17 protein-coding genes are annotated in these 17997 nt (G+C 62.3%); 10 read left to right on the forward strand and 7 right to left on the reverse strand.

Annotated features, from left to right (window positions below):
- Positions 1 to 90 precede the first annotated feature (90 nt).
- Both G5V57_RS22120 and G5V57_RS22125 read left to right on the forward strand, forming a co-directional pair.
- The gene (locus G5V57_RS22120) at positions 91 to 879 is read left to right on the forward strand and encodes a transporter substrate-binding domain-containing protein (RefSeq protein WP_165169705.1); all 789 of its coding nucleotides are present in this window, start codon (positions 91 to 93) and stop codon (positions 877 to 879) included.
- An 11-nt stretch (positions 880 to 890) separates the two neighbouring features.
- Entirely contained in the window at positions 891 to 2138 is a 1248-nt protein-coding gene (locus G5V57_RS22125; RefSeq protein WP_165169706.1) for a M20/M25/M40 family metallo-hydrolase, read from the forward strand.
- A gap of 3 nt (positions 2139 to 2141) precedes the next feature.
- Here the strand turns inward: G5V57_RS22125 and G5V57_RS22130 are convergent, their stop codons facing one another.
- Genes G5V57_RS22130 through G5V57_RS22145 form a run of 4 tightly spaced genes read right to left on the reverse strand, consistent with a single transcriptional unit; the run spans position 2142 to position 6064 of the window.
- On the reverse strand, positions 2142 to 2879 hold the full coding sequence (locus G5V57_RS22130) for a peptidase (protein ID WP_165169707.1): 738 nt from the start codon (positions 2877 to 2879) through the stop codon (positions 2142 to 2144).
- A 16-nt stretch (positions 2880 to 2895) separates the two neighbouring features.
- The gene (locus G5V57_RS22135) at positions 2896 to 3705 is read right to left on the reverse strand and encodes a transglutaminase family protein (protein ID WP_165169708.1); all 810 of its coding nucleotides are present in this window, start codon (positions 3703 to 3705) and stop codon (positions 2896 to 2898) included.
- Positions 3702 to 4649 carry an alpha-E domain-containing protein gene (locus G5V57_RS22140; protein WP_165169709.1) on the reverse strand — a complete coding sequence of 316 codons (948 nt, stop codon included), beginning with the start codon at positions 4647 to 4649 and terminating at the stop codon, positions 3702 to 3704. The genes G5V57_RS22135 and G5V57_RS22140 overlap by 4 nt, the downstream gene beginning before the upstream one ends.
- Positions 4649 to 6064 (reverse strand): circularly permuted type 2 ATP-grasp protein, encoded by a 1416-nt coding sequence (locus G5V57_RS22145; RefSeq protein WP_246737316.1) that lies wholly within the window; start codon positions 6062 to 6064, stop codon positions 4649 to 4651. The genes G5V57_RS22140 and G5V57_RS22145 overlap by 1 nt, the downstream gene beginning before the upstream one ends.
- A gap of 294 nt (positions 6065 to 6358) precedes the next feature.
- Here G5V57_RS22145 and G5V57_RS22150 point away from each other — a divergent pair, with 294 nt between their 5' ends.
- The 7 genes from G5V57_RS22150 (at position 6359) to G5V57_RS22180 (ending at position 13134) form a co-directional block, all read left to right on the forward strand.
- A complete protein-coding gene (locus G5V57_RS22150; RefSeq protein WP_165169710.1) occupies positions 6359 to 7744 on the forward strand; it encodes an aspartate aminotransferase family protein in 1386 nt (461 codons plus the stop codon).
- A 119-nt stretch (positions 7745 to 7863) separates the two neighbouring features.
- The gene (locus G5V57_RS22155; protein ID WP_165169711.1) at positions 7864 to 8943 is read left to right on the forward strand and encodes a PotD/PotF family extracellular solute-binding protein; all 1080 of its coding nucleotides are present in this window, start codon (positions 7864 to 7866) and stop codon (positions 8941 to 8943) included.
- 150 nt (positions 8944 to 9093) lie between these two features.
- On the forward strand, positions 9094 to 9948 hold the full coding sequence (locus G5V57_RS22160; protein WP_165169712.1) for an ABC transporter permease: 855 nt from the start codon (positions 9094 to 9096) through the stop codon (positions 9946 to 9948).
- Positions 9948 to 10796 carry an ABC transporter permease gene (locus G5V57_RS22165; RefSeq protein WP_165169713.1) on the forward strand — a complete coding sequence of 283 codons (849 nt, stop codon included), beginning with the start codon at positions 9948 to 9950 and terminating at the stop codon, positions 10794 to 10796. The genes G5V57_RS22160 and G5V57_RS22165 overlap by 1 nt, the downstream gene beginning before the upstream one ends.
- Before the next feature lie 57 nt (positions 10797 to 10853).
- Positions 10854 to 11888, forward strand: coding sequence for an ABC transporter ATP-binding protein (locus G5V57_RS22170; RefSeq protein ID WP_246737317.1), 1035 nt, complete (start codon positions 10854 to 10856; stop codon positions 11886 to 11888).
- Positions 11889 to 11892: 4 nt separating this feature from the next.
- Complete coding sequence (gene speB / locus G5V57_RS22175; RefSeq protein ID WP_246737318.1) at positions 11893 to 12888, forward strand: agmatinase; 996 nt, start codon at positions 11893 to 11895, stop codon at positions 12886 to 12888.
- A 60-nt stretch (positions 12889 to 12948) separates the two neighbouring features.
- The gene (locus tag G5V57_RS22180) at positions 12949 to 13134 is read left to right on the forward strand and encodes a DUF3008 family protein (RefSeq protein ID WP_165169714.1); all 186 of its coding nucleotides are present in this window, start codon (positions 12949 to 12951) and stop codon (positions 13132 to 13134) included.
- Between the two features lie 2 nt (positions 13135 to 13136).
- Here the strand turns inward: G5V57_RS22180 and G5V57_RS22185 are convergent, their stop codons facing one another.
- The 3 genes from G5V57_RS22185 to G5V57_RS22195 form a co-directional block, all read right to left on the reverse strand.
- Entirely contained in the window at positions 13137 to 14594 is a 1458-nt protein-coding gene (locus G5V57_RS22185) for an amidohydrolase family protein (RefSeq protein WP_246737319.1), read from the reverse strand.
- 43 nt (positions 14595 to 14637) lie between these two features.
- A complete protein-coding gene (locus G5V57_RS22190) occupies positions 14638 to 15309 on the reverse strand; it encodes a flavin reductase family protein (RefSeq protein WP_165169716.1) in 672 nt (223 codons plus the stop codon).
- Positions 15310 to 15376: 67 nt separating this feature from the next.
- The gene (locus G5V57_RS22195; RefSeq protein ID WP_165169717.1) at positions 15377 to 16135 is read right to left on the reverse strand and encodes a GntR family transcriptional regulator; all 759 of its coding nucleotides are present in this window, start codon (positions 16133 to 16135) and stop codon (positions 15377 to 15379) included.
- A gap of 226 nt (positions 16136 to 16361) precedes the next feature.
- On the opposite strand from G5V57_RS22195, the gene G5V57_RS22200 reads away from it, so the two are divergent.
- Positions 16362 to 17945: an ABC transporter substrate-binding protein gene (locus G5V57_RS22200; RefSeq protein WP_165169718.1), complete on the forward strand. Its 1584-nt coding sequence runs from the start codon at positions 16362 to 16364 to the stop codon at positions 17943 to 17945.
- The last annotated feature ends 52 nt before the right edge of the window (positions 17946 to 17997 follow it).

The raw sequence follows: 17997 nt of genomic DNA on the forward strand, positions 1-17997 counted from the left end.
GAGTGACAGCGTTTTGTGTGGGGCGCGCCGACAGGTCGCCTTCATCCGATGGGCGTGCAGACGAACAGAAATCTATTGTGGGAGGAAGTGGTGAGAAAAGTGTTTGAGAGGCTCGTCCTAGCGGCTGGTCTTGTGGTGCTCCAGGTGGGACTTGCCCATGCCGACATCAAGATCGGCTTGGTGGCGGAGCCTTATCCGCCCTTCACCTCGAAGGACGCGTCGGGCAAATGGGTCGGCTGGGAGATTGACGTCCTCGAGGCCGCCTGCAAGGCGATGAATGAGAAGTGCGAGTATGTCGAAATAGCCTGGGACGGCCTCATCCCCAGCCTTAATTCACGAACGATCGACGTCATCTGGAGCTCCTTGTCGATCACGGCCGATCGCCTTGAGGTCATAGATTTTTCCGTTCCCTACTACAGCAGCGTGATGTTCATTGTCGGTCCGAAGAACGGGGATCTCGACATCAGCCCCGAGCATCTTGCCGGCAAGGTCATCGGCGTTCCAGGTGGCGGGCCTGAGGAAAAATACGCAACCGTCATTTACGCGCCGGCCGGCACCCAGATCAAAACCTATCCGACCCAGGACGAGACCAGCGCGGATCTGGTTTCCGGCCGCATCGACTACACGGTCGGGGGCGCAGCGGCAATGCAGAGGCTTCTCGTGACGGCGGAGGGCAGCGCCTGCTGCGAGCATAAAGCGGATGTCGACGATCCCAAGATAGTCGGAGAAGGCATGGGCGCCGGCATACGCAAAGGCGACACGGCGCTCAAGGCCAAGCTCGATGCGGCCATCGCGGCGCTTGCCAAGTCCGGCGAGTTGGATCGGATCACCGCCAACCATCCCGAGCTCAAAGGTACCATCAAAACCCCCAAGCCCTGAGAGGATGAAGGGTGAGTCCGAACGAGCTGATACTATCCGCCATTGCGCGTGATGAAGCGCGCATCATCGATTTCCTGGCGCGTTTTGTTCGCGCTCCAAGCCCCAATCCGCCCGGTGACACCCGGGAGGCGATGAGTGTCGTCGAGGAGGAGCTTCGCCGCTTCGACATTCCCAGCCGGCTCTTGTTCGCCAAGGACGAAATGCCGAATCTGGTGGCGGACTTCAGGGGAGCTCGTCCTGGACCGCATCTCGTGCTCAACGGGCATGTCGACGTATTTCCAGCTGGCGACGAGGCGGGCTGGTCGCGGTCGCCCTGGAGCGGCCTGGTGCAGGACGGCTATGTCCACGGCCGGGGCGCCGTGGACATGAAGGCCGGGACGGCTGCGCTCGTGCTGGCCTTCGCCTATTTGCATGAGCATCGCGATAGCCTCGGCGGCCGCCTTACTCTGGCGCTAGTCTCCGATGAGGAGACTGGCGGGCGTTATGGCGCCGAGTTCCTGCTGAAGGAACATTCCGAGCTCGTGGTCGGAGATTGCTATGTGAATGCCGAGCCGAGTTCCGTGGGGGCGATCGAAGTGGGCGAGAAAGGCGCTGTCCATCTGCGCATCAGCATTCGCACCGCCGGCGGCCATGGCGCCTATACGCATCAGAGCCCCAATGCGATCCGTCTCATGGGAGAGCTCCAGCGCGATCTCAACAGGCTGCACGGCGTACGTTATGAGACTCCTGCGGATCTCGCTCCCATCATCACGGAGTGTCGTGCCGTTATCGACCGGCTGGTGGGCAAGGGCGGCGGTGACATCATAGATGTCGTCACCGTGAATTACGGCGCGATCAAGGGAGGCAGCAGCGCAAATGTGCTGGCGCCCGATTGCGTGCTCGAAGTCGATATCCGCATGCCGGCGGGAATGACCAGCGCGACGATCCTCGCCTCAGTGAAGGACGTGCTGGCCAAATATGAAGGCGCGTCGATGGAGGTGATCACCATCATGGAGCCGAGCTGGTCCGACGCTCGTCATCCCATGGTTGGGCATCTGTCACACAACGCGGAGCGCTTCAGCAACCGTACTGTCGTCCCTGTCATGTCGCTTGGCGCCTCCGATGCCCGGTTCTGGCGGCAGATCGGCATTCCCGGCTATTCCTATGGCCCTTCACCGGACACCATGGGCGCTCCCGACGAGGCGGTGAAGATCAGCGAGTATCTCGATATCCTCAAGACGCATGTCCTCGCGGCCTTTGACTATCTCAGTGAGACCTGAGGGTCAGATATCGAACTCTTCGATCGCGCTGAAAGCGTGGCGCAGCGCTTTGCCCCATTCGTCAGAGAGCTTCCGGAAATAGGGATCGTCACGCTCGATGCGCCTGATGCGGTCGAGTTTGAGCGCGTCCTTTTCATAGACGAGCAGGTCGATCGGCAGGCCGACGCTCAGGTTGGAGCGAATGGTGGAATCAAAAGAGAGCAGGACGAGCTTGGCCGCTTCGCCAAGCCGCATGGTCTGGTCGCTGACCCGGTCGAGGATCGGCTTGCCGTATTTGTGCTCGCCGATCTGCAGGAACGGCGTGTCCGCCGCCGCCTCGATGAAATTGCCGGCCGAGTAGATCTGGAAGAGCCGCGGCGGCTCCGCGCCGATCTGGCCGGCGAATAGGAAGCTCGCCGAAAAGGTGTCCTCGGACTGGAACAGCTGGCCTTCGTCGCTGCGCTGCACGTCACGCGCCGCGCGCCCGACGATCTGGGCGGCCTGGAACATCGTCTTGGCGTTGAACAGATTGTCGACCGCGCCGCGCTTGCGCAGCGACAGAGTTCCCTCGGTCAGGAGGCTGACCACAGCCTGGGTGGTGGCGAGGTTGCCCGAGGTCGCGAGCGCGAAGACTCGCTTGCCGGGCTGTGCCCAGCTATGCAACTTGCGGAAGGTCGCGATATTGTCGAGACCCGCATTGGTACGCGTGTCAGCTGCCAGGACGAAGCCGTCCTTCATCAGCAATCCCACGCAATAAGTCATTCAGAACTCCTGAATACTACTGCTCGGCCGGCTGGACCAGAACCGAGACGGTCATGTTCTCACTCTCCCCGCCACGCCGGCTGCCGCGTACAGGCACTACGCCCGGTGCGTCAAGGCCTGTCGCCACCCGCACATAATCGGCGGTGGGGCATTTGCAGTTCGCCGCGTCGAACCCCACCCAGCCGAGCTGCGGAATGAGCGCCTCGGCCCAGGCATGGCTTGCCGTTGCGGGAAGCATGCCTTCGGTGACGAGATAGCCGGTGACGTACCGGCCCGGAACACCGAGAAAGCGGAGCGCCGACAGCATCGCATGGGCGTGGTCCTGGCACACACCTTTGCCGTCGGCCAGCGCTTCCGCCGCCGTCGTATGGGAATGGGTCACGCCGATCTGATAAACGATGCGGCCGTGGATTTCGCGCATGAGCTCATGAGCGAGGTCGAGCGGCTTCTGCTGCCGAGCCGCTGCCGAGCGGGCGAGCTCGACGAGCGCTGGGCTTGGTTCCGTGGCTGTGGTCTGGCGCAAGAAGACATTGTCCGGAGCCGGACAAACGAGGCCGCGCACCAGGCCGGCAGCATCTTCCACCTCGACCACGCCCTGGGCGACGACCATCACATGGTCATGGGCGCCTTGCGAAGTGATCACGTGCACCTGGTTGCCGAAGCCGTCGCGGTATATCAGCGCTTTGTCGATCCCTGGCGCCTCGATGTTCCACGACAGGAGCTTCTGGGTCGCGAAGGCGGACGGGGTCAGATGAAGCCTCTGGATCGACGAGCGCACGCTCGTCTCGTAATCATACCGGGTCTCATGGCGGATATGGAGTTTCATGGGAAGTTATAGGTGTGCGCGATATCGGCGGCGAGCTGGTTGTTGGCTTTGACGAAATCCTGCAGGAACTCATGCAGGCCGCTCTGGAAGATGTCGTCCATCTTGCCCGTTTCCAGGCGGTTGTAGATCTCAGCCGCGGCGCGATGGATGTCGTAACGCTGGCCGTAATGCTCGGCCAGCCCGTCGAGCGAGCGGGTGATCCATTGATAGCAGAAGGTGAGCGAGCGTGGCATCTCCTCGCGCAGGATCATGAATTCGGCGACCAGCCACGGCCGGTAGGTGCTGTCGCGATAGAACCAGCGATAGGCGCGGTGCGCCGAGACCGAGCGCAGGACCGTCGCCCATTGCTGGATGTCGACGTCGGAGCCGACGTCGCTCGGCTTCGGCAGCAGGATGTAATATTTGACGTCGAGGATGCGCGCGGTGTTGTCGGCGCGCTCGACGAAGGTGCCGAGCTGGCTGAAGAAGTAGGTGTCATGCCGGAGCATGGTGCCGAGCAGCGCGCCGCGGAACAGCATGGCGCGCTGCTTGATCCAGTCGAGGAAGCCGGGCAGCCGGTCGGTGGTGATCGAGTCGGGCTGGATCTGGGAGAACTCGTTCCAGGTGCCGTTGAGACTTTCCCACACATCGCGCGTCAAGGCGGTGCGCACGGCGCGCCCATTGTTGCGCGCGGTCTTGAGACATGTCCGCACGCTCGACGGATTGTCCTCGTCGAACAGCAGGTGATCGATGACCTCGGCGGTGGTGATGTCCTTGTGCTTGGCGAAATAGCTCGCTTCCGAGGCGGCACTGGTGAGGGTCGAGCGCCACTCGTCGCGGTGACCCTCGATGGCGCGCGGCATTAGCGAGATGCGGTAACCGACTTCGAGGAGGCGCGCCATGTTCTCGGCGCGCTCGATATAGCGCGACATCCAGAACAGCGAAGCGGCGGTGCGGCCCAGCATCAGTCCTCCAGCACCCAGGTGTCCTTCGTGCCGCCGCCCTGGCTCGAATTGACCACCAGGGATCCCTCCTTCAACGCCACGCGGGTAAGGCCGCCAGGGGTGATGCGGACCTGGTCGCCGGTGAGGACGAAGGGCCTGAGGTCGATATGGCGGGGCGCGACGCCGGTCTCTGTGAAGGTGGGCGAGGCGGACAGAGCGAGGGTAGGCTGGGCGATGTAGTTCTTCGGATTGGCCTTGAGCCGGGCGCGGAACTCCTCGATTTCAAGGCGTGATGCCGTCGGGCCCACCAGCATGCCGTAGCCGCCGGAGCCATGCACTTCCTTGACCACCAGCTCGGCCAGGTGATCGAGCACATAGCCGAGGTCCTGCGCCTCGCCGCAGCGCCAGGTCGGCACGTTCCTGAGCAGCGGCTTCTCGCCCGTATAGAACTCGATGACTTCGGGAATATAGGTATAGATCGACTTGTCGTCGGCGATGCCGGTGCCCGGCGCATTGACGAGCGTGACGCGCCCGGCGCGATAGAGATCGAAGAGGCCGGGCACGCCGAGCGCCGAGTCGGGCCGGAAGGTGAGGGGATCGAGATAGTCATCGTCGATCCGGCGATAGACGACATCGACCCGCTTCGGCGCCTGCGTCGTGCGCATATAGAGACAGTCGCCTTCGACAAAGAGATCGGAACCCTCGCACAATTCGATACCCATCTCATCGGCGAGGAAGGCATGTTCGAAGAAGGCCGAGTTGTGGATACCGGGGGTGAGCAGCACGGCGGTCGGCTCATTGCCGGCGCCCGGTGGCGCTATGCTGTCGAGCGTCCGGCGCAGCATCGCCGGATAATTCTCGACGGGCGCGACGCGGTGGCGTTTGAACAGATCGGGAAAGAGGAACATCATCGCTTCCCGGTTCTCCAGCATGTAGGAGACGCCGGAGGGCGTGCGGCAATTATCCTCGAGCACGTAGAACTCGTTCTCTCTCACCCTGACGATGTCGACGCCGATGATATGGGCATAAACACCGCGCGGCGGGTTCAGCCCGACCATCTGCGGCACGAAGGCGGAGTTCTGCAGGATGAGGTCCTTGGGAATTCGCCCGGCGCGCAGAATCTCCTGGCGGTGATAGAGGTCGTGCAGGAAGGCGTTGAGCGCCCGGACCCGCTGCTCGATGCCGATGCTGAGCCGGCGCCACTCGGTGGCCGAGAAGACGCGCGGGATGATGTCGAAGGGGATGAGCCGCTCGGAGGCCTCTGTCGATCCGTAGACAGCGAAAGTAATGCCGAGGCGCCGGAAGATGCCTTCCGCTTCCTTCAGCGCCCGCTCGACATTGGCCTTACTGAGCGAGCCGACCCAGTCATGGATTTGTGAATAGGGGCCACGGACCGAGTCGTCCGGGTTCAACATTTCGTTGAAGATATTCCCCATGCCGCTCCTTGGAGAGCTTCCCGCAGAGTTATTGCACCGCAATATTGGGGTGAAAACAGGCGTCATGCAAACAGATTCATGCCGCATTTGCTTATCTGGCGGGCTTTGTGGCATAGTCTTTTTATGTGTTTCCGCATCACAGACACCGGCGAATGTCTCCCGGCGGGGTCGCGCACCCTGAAGGAAGAGGTCATGCTGCATTGTGCCCGCATCGGGTATAAGCCGTAAGCACGCGTCATTTCCCGCCTCCACCAACGGCCTCGTGCCGCCCGCAAGCTATTCTGGAGATGACCAATGTCGATCCATGCCAAGAACCTGAATATCGCCGAACTCGTTGCGCGCGACACCGCGCATCACTTCCACCCGTTCACCGACCATAAGGCCTTCCATGCCGAAGGCGGCGCCCGGGTCATCACCCAGGCCGACGGCGTGTGGATCTGGGACGCCAATGGCAACAAGCTGCTCGACGGCATGGCCGGACTGTGGTGCGTGAATGTCGGCTATGGCCGCAAGGAGCTGGCCGAGGTCGCCTATCGGCAGATGCTCGATCTTCCCTACTACAACACCTTCTTCAAGACGACGACGGTGCCGACCACCGAACTCGCGGCGAAGATTTCCTCCCATATGCCGGAGCGCTTCAAGCACATTTTCTTTGTGAATTCGGGCTCCGAGGCCAATGACACGATCGTGCGCTTCGTGCGCCATTACTGGAAGCTGATGGGCAAGCCCTATCGCACCCAGATCATCGGCCGCCGGCGCGGCTATCATGGCTCGACCATGATCGCCGCCAGCATGGGCGGCATGGAGGGCATGCACGGGCAGGGCGGCCTGCCGCTGCCGGGCTTCCATCATGTCCAGCAGCCTTACTGGTATGATTTCGGTCGCGATCTGACGCCGGAGCAATTCGGCCTCGAGGCCGCCGCCGATCTCGAGAAGAAGATCCTGGAGCTCGGGCCCGACAATGTCGCGGCCTTCATCGGCGAGCCCATCCAGGGTGCTGCCGGCGTGCTCATCCCGCCCAAGACCTACTGGCCCGAGGTGCAGAAGATCTGCCGCAAATACGGCATTATCCTCATCGCCGACGAGGTCATCTCGGGCTTCGGCCGCACCGGCAACTGGTGGGGTTTCGAGACGCTGGGCTTCGAGCCCGACATCGTGCCGATGGCCAAGGGCCTGTCCTCCGGCTATCAGCCGATCGGCGCCATTGCCTTCTCCGACAGGCTCATCAAGGACTTCTTCGACAAGGGCGAGGAATTTTATCACGGCATGACCTATGCCGGCCATCCGGTGGCGGCGGCTGTTGCGCTGAAGAACATCGAGATCATCGAAGCGGAGAAACTGGTCGAGCGCGCGCGCGAGCTCGGCGGCTATTTCGCTGAAGGGTTAGCGAGCCTCAACGATCACCCGATCGTCGGCGAGACCCGCTCCGTCGGCCTGATCGGCGCCATCGAGATTGCCAAGGACAAGAAGTCGCGCGCGCGCTTCGACAAGCCCGGCCGCGTCGGCACCATCTGCCGCGACCACTGCTTCAACAACGGGCTGATCATGCGGGCCTGCTGGGACACCATGGTCCTGGCGCCGCCCCTGGTGATCTCGAAGAAGGAGATCGACGAGATGGTCCGCCTGGCGCGCGTCGCGTTGGACAAGACTTATCAGGACGTCAGGGCGGAGATGACCTGAAGCTTCTGAACGCGAATTAATGTTGAAATGGGGCTGGCCTCGGGCATAGGCTCGGGGCAGTCTTGTTGGCAAACCGGCACCATGGAGAGGCTGGTTGCCTTAACCGCAAGGGAGTAATCATGACTGCTCATAGACCGCGCTTTTCCGCACGTCGCCGTTCGGTTCTCAAAGGACTTGGCGCGCTCGGACTAGGCCTCACCTTCCTGCCGCGCAATTCCCTGTCGGCGGAAGAGAAGAAGCTGAACTTCTACAACTGGGACACGTATATCGGCGAGACGACGCTGGCCGATTTCGAGAAGGCGACCGGCATCGAGGTGAAGATGGATCTCTTCGCCGACAATGACGAGCTCTTCGCCAAGCTGAAGGCCGGCAATCCGGGTTATGACGTGATCTGCCCGACCAACGACAATCTCGAGCGCATGATCAAGGCGAACATGGTGATCCCGCTCGATCATTCGAAGCTGCCGAACTTCTCCAACATGGACCCGATCTTCCAGGACGCCGCCTTTGATCCGGGCCGCAAACACTCGATCACCTATCTGTGGGGCACGGTCGGCGTCGGCTATCGCAAGAGCAAGGTCGAAGGCACCGTCGACAGCTGGAAAGTGCTGTTCGAGGAGCCGAAATATGCCGGCCGCATAGCGCTCCTGGGCGATGCCAAGCTGGTGATCGGTTCGGCCTTAAAATATCTCGGCCATTCGCTCAACACGACCGATCCGGCGATCCTCCAGAAGGTGGAAGAGCTGCTCATCGCCGGCAAGAAGAACGTCAAGGTCTATGCCGATGACAACGGCCAGGACCTGCTGGCGGCGGGCGACGTCGACCTGACCATGGAGTACAATGGCGATATCCTCCAGGTGATGCAGGAGGACGACGACATCACCTTTGCGGTGCCCACCGAAGGGGCCGAGATGTGGCAGGACTGCCTGGCTATCCCGACGGGAGCGCCGCGACCCGAAAACGCCCATGCTTTCCTCAATTTCATCATGGATCCGCAGGTCGAGGCGGCACTTGCCGGCTTCGTCCAGTACGGCACGCCCAATGCTGCGGCGAAGAAACTGATGGACAAGTCCTATACCGAGAACCCGGCGATCTTCCCGCCGGCCGAAGTGATCGCCAAGTGCGAGCCCGCCCTTTATCTGGGCGAGGACGCGACCAAGCTGCGCAGCGATATCTGGACGAGAGTCCAGGCCGCTTGAGGCCGGGCGCGCGTCCCGGCGATGCGAAATCGGATCGCCGGAAGGGATTCGCGACAAAATACGTGATCGGCCGGGGATGGCATGTTGCCGTCTCCGGTCGACTTGTTCTAGCATCGCGGGGACAAGTTTAGGGGCGGGAGGCGTTACATCGTGGATAGTTGGAGGGTCAACCCACGGGTTTTCTGGACACTTTTCTCACCCGGCACCTTCTGGCTTCTGCTTTTCTTCCTGATCCCGCTCGGTTGGCTCTTCCACGATTCGTTCAGCGACAAGATCTCGATCACCGAGACGCAATTCACCGGAACGCTCGCCAACTACATTCGCGCCTTCGAAGCCGTCTATCTGACGATCATCTGGAAATCGGTGTGGATCAGCGTGGTGGCGACCGCGCTCTGCCTGCTCATCGCCTATCCGATCGCTTTCGGCATCTGCTTCGCGCCGGCCAGATGGAAGCCGCTGCTGCTGCTGCTGGTGATCCTGCCCTTCTGGATCAACCTGCTGATCCGCACTTATGCGCTGATCGCCGTCTTCCGCAGCCAGGGCTACCTCAATCTCGTCCTCGGCTGGGTCGGGCTCGGGCCCTTCGACATGCTCTATAATGACGGCGCCGTGATCGTCGGGCTCGTCTATGTCTATATGCCCTTCATGGTGCTGCCGCTCTATGCGACGATCGAAAGGCTCGACCGCTCCTATCTCGAGGCGAGCCTCGATCTCGGCGGCTCGCAGTTCCAGACTTTCTTCAAGGTAACCTTGCCCTTGACCATGCCCGGAATCGTCACCGGCATCATCCTTGTCTTCATCCCGTGCCTCGGCTCCTTCCTGACGCCCGCGATGCTGGGCGGCGCCAATGCCATCATGATCGGCAATGTCATCGAGGACCAGTTCAAGGCGGCCAATGACTGGCCCTTCGGCTCGGCCTTGTCCTTCCTCCTGATGTATGTGACCTTCGGGGCGCTTGCCTTGCGCGCCTTCCTCGCCGCGCGCAGCAAGGGGGTCGACGTCTGATGACGCAAGCGCTCAAGCCCGGCTCGGGCCCGCTCGACTACGGCAGCCGCACGTGGCTCAAGGTCCTGTTCGCGGCGATCTTCTTCGCGCTCTATGCGCCGATCTTCACGCTGATCGCCTTTTCCTTCAATACCGACAAGCGCGGCGTCATCTGGCGCGGCTTCACGCTCGATAATTACGTCAAGGCCTGGAACAACGCCGATCTCCAGGAGGCGATGCTCAATTCTCTCACCATCGCGCTGATCTCGACCATCATCTCGACCATCATCGGCTCCATGGTGGCGCTGGTGCTCTGGCGCTTCCGCTTCCCTTTCAAGGCCGCCTATGAAGGCGTGATGTCGCTCCCGATCGTCATCCCCGAGATCTGCATGGGCGTGTCGCTGCTGCTCTTCTTCACCAATGCCGGCATGATGTCGTGGTCGGTGAGCCTGATCTGGCCGTTCAACCTGATCAACATCATCATCGCCCATGTCGCCTTCTGCTTTCCCTTCGTGGCGATCGTGGTGCGCTCCAGGCTCGTCGGCTTCAACCGCCAGCTCGAGGAGGCGTCGAAGGATCTGGGGGCGAGCGAATGGCAGACCTTCTGGAACGTCATCGTGCCTTTCATGATGCCGGGCCTTGTCGCCGGCGCACTGCTCGCCTTCACGCTGTCGCTCGACGACTTCGTCATCACCTATTTCACCTCCGGGCCCGAGACCGTAACCTTTCCGGTCAAGGTCTATTCGCTGGTGCGCCGCGGCGTGTCACCGGAGATCAACGCCGCCTCGACCGTCCTCATCGTGATCACGGTCATCGCCACCATCATCGCAATGAAGCTGCAAGCGCCCGACAAATCGGGCAAGGGTTAGGACCATGGCCGACGCTATCGTTTCGCTTCGCAATGTGACCAAGATGTTCCCGGGGGAGTGAAGGCTGTCGACGATGTCTCCTTCGACATCGCCCAGAACGAGTTCTTCGCGCTTCTCGGGCCCTCAGGCTGCGGCAAGACCACGCTTCTACGCATGATTTCCGGCCTCGAGACGCCGACTGCGGGCCAGATCATCATCGGCGGCGAGGACATGGCGCTGACGCCGCCCAACAAGCGCCCGACCAACATGGTGTTCCAGTCCTATGCCGTCTTTCCGCATATGACGGTGGCCGAGAATGTCGCCTATGGCCTGAAAGTCACCGGCGTTCCGGCGGACGAGACGAAGCGGCGCGTCGGCGAGGCGCTCGACATGGTGAAGCTCACCCATCTTGCCGCCCGCAAGCCCGACCAGATGTCGGGCGGCCAACGCCAGCGCGTGGCGCTCGCCCGCGCCCTGGTGAAGCGGCCCAAGGTGCTGCTTCTCGATGAGCCGCTCTCGGCGCTCGACGCCAAGCTGCGCGACGAGATGCGCCTCGAGCTGACCCGGCTCCAGGAGAATGTCGGCATCACCTTCATCATCGTCACTCACGACCAGGACGAGGCCCTCTCCATGGCGAGCCGCATCGCCGTCATGGACAAGGGCGCCGTCCAGCAGATCGCGACGCCGGCCGAGCTTTATGAGCATCCGAGCAGCCGGTTCATCGCCGACTTTATCGGCAAGGTGAACCTCATCAACGCCAGGGTCGTCTCCTCGAGCGCCAGGAAACTCGTCTGCGACGCCAGAGGACTGGGCCAGATCGAGGTGCCGCATGACGGCAAGGCGGCGGGCGAGATCGCCATTGCAGTGCGCCCCGAAAAGCTCAAGATTTCCGAAGCTCAGCCAAATGCGGCGCATGCCATCAAAACCGAGGGCAAGGTGCGCGATGTCGCCTATTATGGCGATACCAGCCATGTGGTGGTACGCTGCAAGGACGACCTCGAGCTCGCCGTCAATGTGCAGAACGACAAACGCGCCGGAGGCGCGGGCGTCGAACGCGGGCAGCAGGTGTGGATCCACTGGGCGCCGGAAGACACGCTCGTATTGACGGAGTAGACGTTTGACACTTGAAATCTCGAAGCTGACCTCGATACCGGGGGACAGCGCCTTTCGCCGCAAGAACCTCAAAGGCACCGAGCTCGAGGCGACCTATGCCGGCGCTCTCTCCTATATGCGGCGCAAATACAGCCGCGAGCTTCAGGGCGTCGACATCGCGATCACCGGCATTCCCTTCGACCAGGCGGTCAGCAACCGGCCCGGCACGCGCTTCGGGCCGGAGGCGATCCGCAAGGCGTCCGTGGAGCATGCCTGGGGTCCCTATTGGCCGTGGATGTTCGACCCCTTCGACACGCTGGCGGTAGTCGACTACGGCGACTGTTTCTTCGACTGGGGCCGCAAGGACCTGGCCCCAGACGCGATCACTCAGCATGCGCTGTCGGTGATCGAGACGGGGAGCGAACTCGTCTCCCTGGGCGGCGATCACTTCGTCACCTATCCCTTGCTCAAGGCGCATGCCAAGGTGCATGGGCCGCTCGCGCTCGTCCATTTCGATGCCCATCGCGACGTCGAGCCCGATGACGGCGATCGCATCGATCACGGCACGATGTTCAACTACGCCGTTAGGGAAGGCATTATCGATCCCAGGCGCTCGGTCCAGATCGGCATCCGCACCACCTTCCATGGCGAGCAGACCTTCGGCTTCAAGATCCTCTATTCCGACCAGGTTCATGAAATGAGCCCGGCGGAAGTCGCGGCCGAGATCACCAAGACGGTGGGCAAGCAGAAAGCCTATCTCACCTTCGATATCGACTGCCTCGATCCCGCTTTCGCGCCGGGCACCGGCACCCCGGTTCCGGGCGGACTGTCCTCACACCAGGCGCTGTCGATCATCCGCAAGCTCACCGAGGTGAATTTCGTCGGCATGGACCTTGTCGAGGTCTCGCCGCCCTATGACCATGCCGAGATCACCGCCCTGGCGGGCGCCACGATCGTGCTGGATTATCTCTGTCTCAGGGCCTGGCAGAAGGGTGCCAGGGGCGCGCCACTGCCGGAATAGCGGAACCCTTCGCGTCCGGGATCGTTTTCCTCACAGTCCTTAGAACTGTGAGGAACCATCATGCCTGCGAAATCGAAAGCCCAGCAGAAAGCGGCGGGCGCCGCCCTTGCCGCCAAGCGCGGCGATGCCAAGAAAAGCGAGCTGAAAGGTGCTTCGCGCGAGATGTACGATTCGATGAGCGAGAAGCAGCTGGAGGAATTCGCCGAGACAAAGCGCAAGGGCCTGCCGGAACATAAGCACGAGTAGCTTTATTCGAGCGCAGCAATAACCGGATAGGCTGAGGAGAAAATCTCAGAGACCGGTGGGTGGCCGTAGGTCCGGTCGGGATAGCGCGCGATGAGGCCGTCGAACTGCTTCTGCGCGCGCGCCGCCTCGGCGGCAAAGTCCATGCCGGGAATCTGGCGATCTTCCATCACAAAGCGTCCGTCGATGACGACATTGCGCACATCGCGTCCCGTGGCGCTGATGAGCAGAGTCTGGATCGGGTCGATCACTTGGCCCATATCGGGGCTCGCCAGATCCCACACGACGATATCGGCCCGGCAGCCAAGCGCCAGGCGTCCGAGATCGGGCCTGTTCAGCGCCTCGGCGCCACCGAGCGTCGCGGCGTCGAAATAATGTTCGGCACGGCAGGTGGTGGCGCTTTGGTCCATGAGCCGGCAGACGATGAGGCCGACCTGCAGGTTGAGCAGCATGTCGGGCGGGGACGTGTCGGTGCCGAGCCCCATTCTGAGACCGAGCGCCCGATAGCGGGTGAAGCTCTCGAGGCCGTCGCCGAACCGCGCCGAGACCAGCGGGCAATGGACGAGGGCGGCGCCCGCCTCGCGCACCAGATCCAGGTCGCGTCCGGGCCCTGCAATGTGGCGCGACGGACTGACGAAAATGCCATGCGGCAGCAAGGTGTGCTCCGACATGAAGTTCAGGCTCGCCAACCATTCGATTGATGTCTTGTCATGAAGGCGGCGGACCGTATCGCGCTCGAACTCACCTTGCGCGCAATGGAGCCGGACTGGTACGTCAAGATCGGCGCCGGCCGCGGCCGTGCGCTGGAGCAGCCGCGCCGTGCAGGTCTCGATCCGGTCGGGCGCCAGCATGGTGCGGATCAGGCCCTGCGCCTTTCCCTCGAAGGTCCTGCAGAAACTGATCGCCTCATCGAGGCCCTTGAGGCCGCGCTCTTCGTCGAAATGAAGCTCGAAATGCTCAGGGCTCACCACATAGGGATTGCCGGTGCGATAAGCGGGACCGAGATAGACCCTGAGCCCCAGTTCCTCGGCAGCCTGCGCGGCGCCGGCGAATTCGTGCGTGGTCTCGCCCCATTCGCGGTAATAGAGGGACGCGATCGGCAGCGCGGTGGTGATGCCATTGCGGATGAGGCGGGCAAAGGCATGCCGCTTCTGGAAGACGAGCTCTTCGGGCGCATACATCTCATAAGGACCGGCTTCCATGTAGCTCTTGGGCCAGGTCCGACCCTTGCGCCAGGAGGGATGATTGTCGAAGGCGAGTATCGTCGTGTCGAGATCGGACAGCGCGTCGAGGTCGATGAAGCCGGGTGCGATTAGGGCGCGGCCGCAATCGCGCCGGCGGGCGATTTCTCCGGGAAAGCCGTGGCCCACGAAGATGATCTCGCCTGCCTCGAAGACCACTTCGCCACGTCGATAGAGGACATGACGGCCGTCGACATTACCCACCACCCAGTCGGCGGTCATGAGGGTTCTTCCACTCTCGCGCATGCTGTGTTTCCTGGACTATTCAGATTGAAGACGACTTCCGTGCCGACGGGCCCCGCTTGAGATCCTCCCATTCGGAGATGGTCATGGTCGGGAGATCGAAATAGTCGCGCGTGCGCGCATAGCCATGTCCGCCCATGCGCCCGATCGCGTCGAGGCCATAGGGATCGATGTGAAGCCGGTCATTGACCAGGCCTGAGTGGATATGGGCTGCCAGCACTTCGCCGAGCACGATCTGGCGCGAGGCACCGATCTCGAGCGTCACATGCTGCTTGCATTCGAAGGCGACGGGCGATTCCGCGATGCGCGGGCAGGCCACCTTGTCGCCCGCAGCCGCGGTGAGGCCGGCTTCCTGCAATTCGTCGATGCCGGGCGCGAAGGGGACGGCGCAGACATTCATCGCCGCGAGGATGCTGTCGGAGACGATATTGACGGTAAAGACGCCGGTGATGCGGATGTTGCGGGCGGTGTCCTTGAAGGCGAGGTCCTGATGGCGGTTCTCGACGCCCAAGGCCAGGATGGCGGGTTCGGCCGAGAGGCAATTGAAGAAGCTGAAGGGCGCCGCATTGACCCGGCCCTGGCTGTCGACGGTTGTGACCAGCGCGATCGGGCGCGGCACCACGGCGCCGATCAGGAGCTTGTATTTCTGTCTTTCCGTAAGGGCGCTGAAATCGAAGCTGGTATTCCCGCTCATGGGTATTGCATCCCTGATCTGGTGGAAGGATGGGGGAGGGCGATCGGATACTGAAGCGAGAAGCGCTCTACGCTTCGCCGGCCGGGCGATAGGCCGAGAGGATGTCCTGCAGGCTGCGTTCGCGCTTGACGTCGGTATCGAGGAGGCCGCGCGTCGCCACCGCGACGAGATGTTCGTCCATCAGGCGGATCGCTTTCTCGACGTCGCCTGCCTCGAGTGCTTCGATCAGCGCCAGATGCTCGTTCACCGCGCATTCCGATGAATGCGGCCGGCCATAAAGGGCAAGGATCAGCGACCCGCGCGAAACCACTTCGCTGACGAAGCGGATCAACAACTCGTTGCCGGTGAACTGCGCCAGAAGCAGATGGAATTCGCCCGACAACCGGATCGATTCGGGTTCGGCATGCCGCTTGGCTTCCTCCTCGCTCGCCACATGGGCGCGCAATTTTGTGAAATGCGCCGGCTCCAGCCGGGAGACGAGCTCTTCCAGGACCATGCGTTCGAGACCGCGTCGGACGCGGAAGATCGCCCGCGCTTCCTCGAGGCTGGGCGAGGCCACGGTGGCCCGCATATTGGGCTGCTGGACCACCAGTCCCTCGGCGACCAGTCGGACGATGGCGCTGCGCACCACCGTGCGGCTGACGCCGAAACTTGTGCCGACCGAATCCTCGGGCAGTTTCGTGCCTGGTGCCAGCGCCTGCTCGATGATGGCGCGGCGCAGCGACGTGTAAACATGCTCGGCGAGATTGCCCGCGCGACTTGCACGTTTTCCCTTCGGCCCCGGCCTGGCGGCTGTGCCCGTATGGTCCGTTTTTCGGCGAATCATGGCTGCCAATCACGATACTGCCTCGCCCCCTGCATAGCTATTGTCTACACTATCTCAAAAATAATGTATACAGTTTTGATAAGATAGTGTATGCGATACGCCTGCCTCACAAAGGAGGCGGATCAAGCGGCGCACAGAACGTCGCGACGGGCAGGGCAGGCATGGCCGCTGATGTCGGCCAGTCACAGGCCGCTGCCGGATGGAAACGACCTGAGAGGAGGAGCTCATGAAATCACTCACCAAGCTACTACCTGGCCTGGGCCTTGCGGCGGCGCTGATACTGCCCTTGGCGGCTTCGGCCACCGCGGCGGAGCTGCGCTGGGGCGCGTCGCGCGACATCGACTCGCTCGACCCCTATTCCTATGGCAGCACCTTTACAATCTCGACGCTGAACCATGTCTATGAAGGGCTGGTTCGCTATGACGATCAGCTGAAGATCGAGCCAGCGCTCGCGACCTCGTGGGAGGATATCTCGCCGACGGTCCGGCGCTTTCATTTGCGCAAGGGCGTGAAGTTCCATGACGGCGCGCCCTTCACGGCAGACGACGTCCTTGCCTCGCTCACAAGGGTGAGCGACCCGAAATCCCCGCTGCGCGGCAACCTGCCGGCCTATCAGGGAGCGGAGAAAATCGACGACTACACCGTCGATATCAAGGTCACCGAGAATTACCCGCTCATCCTCAACGACCTGACCAATATCCTCATCTTCGACAAGGAATGGCTCGTCGCCAATAACGCCACGGCCCCGACAGATGTCGGCGCCGGCATCGAGGGCTATGCGACGACCCATGCCAATGGCACGGGTCCCTTCAAGGTCGTCTCGCGCAAGCCGGACGCCGAGACGGTCTTCGAAGCCAACAAGGACTGGTGGGACAAGCCGCGCCACAATATCGACCGGATGGTCTTCACGCCGATCTCCTCGCCCGCGACCGCCGTCGCGGCCCTGCTGTCGGGCCAGATCGACTACATGGAGAAGGCGCCGCTACAGGACATTCCACGCCTTAAGCAATCGCCCGGCATCCAGGTGCTGTCCAGCAACGAGCTGCGCACCGTCTTCTTCCTCTTCAACCGAGCCGACAAGCTCCAGGCGTCGGACGCCAAGAATCCGTTCAACGACGCCAAAGTGCGCGAGGCGCTGTACCGCGCCATCGACATCGACGTGCTGCAGAAGAAAGTGATGCGCGGCCTGTCGCGCACGACCGGCTCTATGGTGGCGCCGGCGATCCCGGGCTACGTGCCGGAGCTCGATGAGCGTCAGGCCTACGATCCCGAGAAGGCCAAGGCGCTGCTCGCCGAAGCGGGTTATGCCGACGGCTTCGGTTTCAACTTCGTCTGCGATAACAATGTCTATGTGAACGAAGAGGAGATCTGCCAGGCGGTGTCCTCCATGTGGGCGCGCATCGGCCTCAAGCCCAATCTCGATACCGCGCCGACCAGCATCCAGACGGTCAAGTTCGAGAGCGGCAAGTTCGATGTCGGCATTCTCGGCTGGGCCAATGAGCCGATGATCGACAGCTACTCGATCCTCGTGCAGGTGGCCCACTCCAAGACCGGCACGTCGGGCGTGTTCAACTGGGGCGGCTGGAAGGACGCTGAGGTCGACGCGCTGATCGATGCTGCCGGCAAGGAGCTCGACCGCGAGAAGCGACTGGCGCTGCAATCGAAAGCACTCCTGAAGCTCAAGCAGAATGTGGACTTCCTGCCGCTTCATCAGCAACCTATGGCCTGGGCCCTGGGTCCCAAGGTCAAGAGCGTGGTGCAGCTCTCTGACAACAAGTCGCGCCACTGGCTGACCGTCCTCAATAAGTGACGCCGGATCGCCGGGAGCCGATTTGATGCGGGCTCCCGGCTTCCCAAAAGGA

This window comes from Nordella sp. HKS 07 (assembly GCF_011046735.1).
Taxonomy (GTDB): Bacteria; Pseudomonadota; Alphaproteobacteria; order Rhizobiales; family Aestuariivirgaceae; genus Taklimakanibacter.

Bases quoted from the DNA above. Each gene is read 5' to 3' on its own strand.
- G5V57_RS22130 (WP_165169707.1), bottom strand. From the start codon at position 2,879: ATGACTTATTGCGTGGGATTGCTGATGAAGGACGGCTTCGTCCTGGCA.
- G5V57_RS22135 (WP_165169708.1), bottom strand. From the start codon at position 3,705: ATGAAACTCCATATCCGCCATGAGACCCGGTATGATTACGAGACGAGC.
- G5V57_RS22140 (WP_165169709.1), bottom strand. From the start codon at position 4,649: ATGCTGGGCCGCACCGCCGCTTCGCTGTTCTGGATGTCGCGCTATATC.
- G5V57_RS22145 (WP_246737316.1), bottom strand. From the start codon at position 6,064: ATGGGGAATATCTTCAACGAAATGTTGAACCCGGACGACTCGGTCCGT.
- G5V57_RS22150 (WP_165169710.1), top strand. From the start codon at position 6,359: ATGTCGATCCATGCCAAGAACCTGAATATCGCCGAACTCGTTGCGCGC.
- G5V57_RS22155 (WP_165169711.1), top strand. From the start codon at position 7,864: ATGACTGCTCATAGACCGCGCTTTTCCGCACGTCGCCGTTCGGTTCTC.
- G5V57_RS22165 (WP_165169713.1), top strand. From the start codon at position 9,948: ATGACGCAAGCGCTCAAGCCCGGCTCGGGCCCGCTCGACTACGGCAGC.
- G5V57_RS22180 (WP_165169714.1), top strand. From the start codon at position 12,949: ATGCCTGCGAAATCGAAAGCCCAGCAGAAAGCGGCGGGCGCCGCCCTT.
- G5V57_RS22185 (WP_246737319.1), bottom strand. From the start codon at position 14,594: ATGACCGCCGACTGGGTGGTGGGTAATGTCGACGGCCGTCATGTCCTC.
- G5V57_RS22190 (WP_165169716.1), bottom strand. From the start codon at position 15,309: ATGAGCGGGAATACCAGCTTCGATTTCAGCGCCCTTACGGAAAGACAG.
- G5V57_RS22195 (WP_165169717.1), bottom strand. From the start codon at position 16,135: ATGATTCGCCGAAAAACGGACCATACGGGCACAGCCGCCAGGCCGGGG.
- G5V57_RS22200 (WP_165169718.1), top strand. From the start codon at position 16,362: ATGAAATCACTCACCAAGCTACTACCTGGCCTGGGCCTTGCGGCGGCG.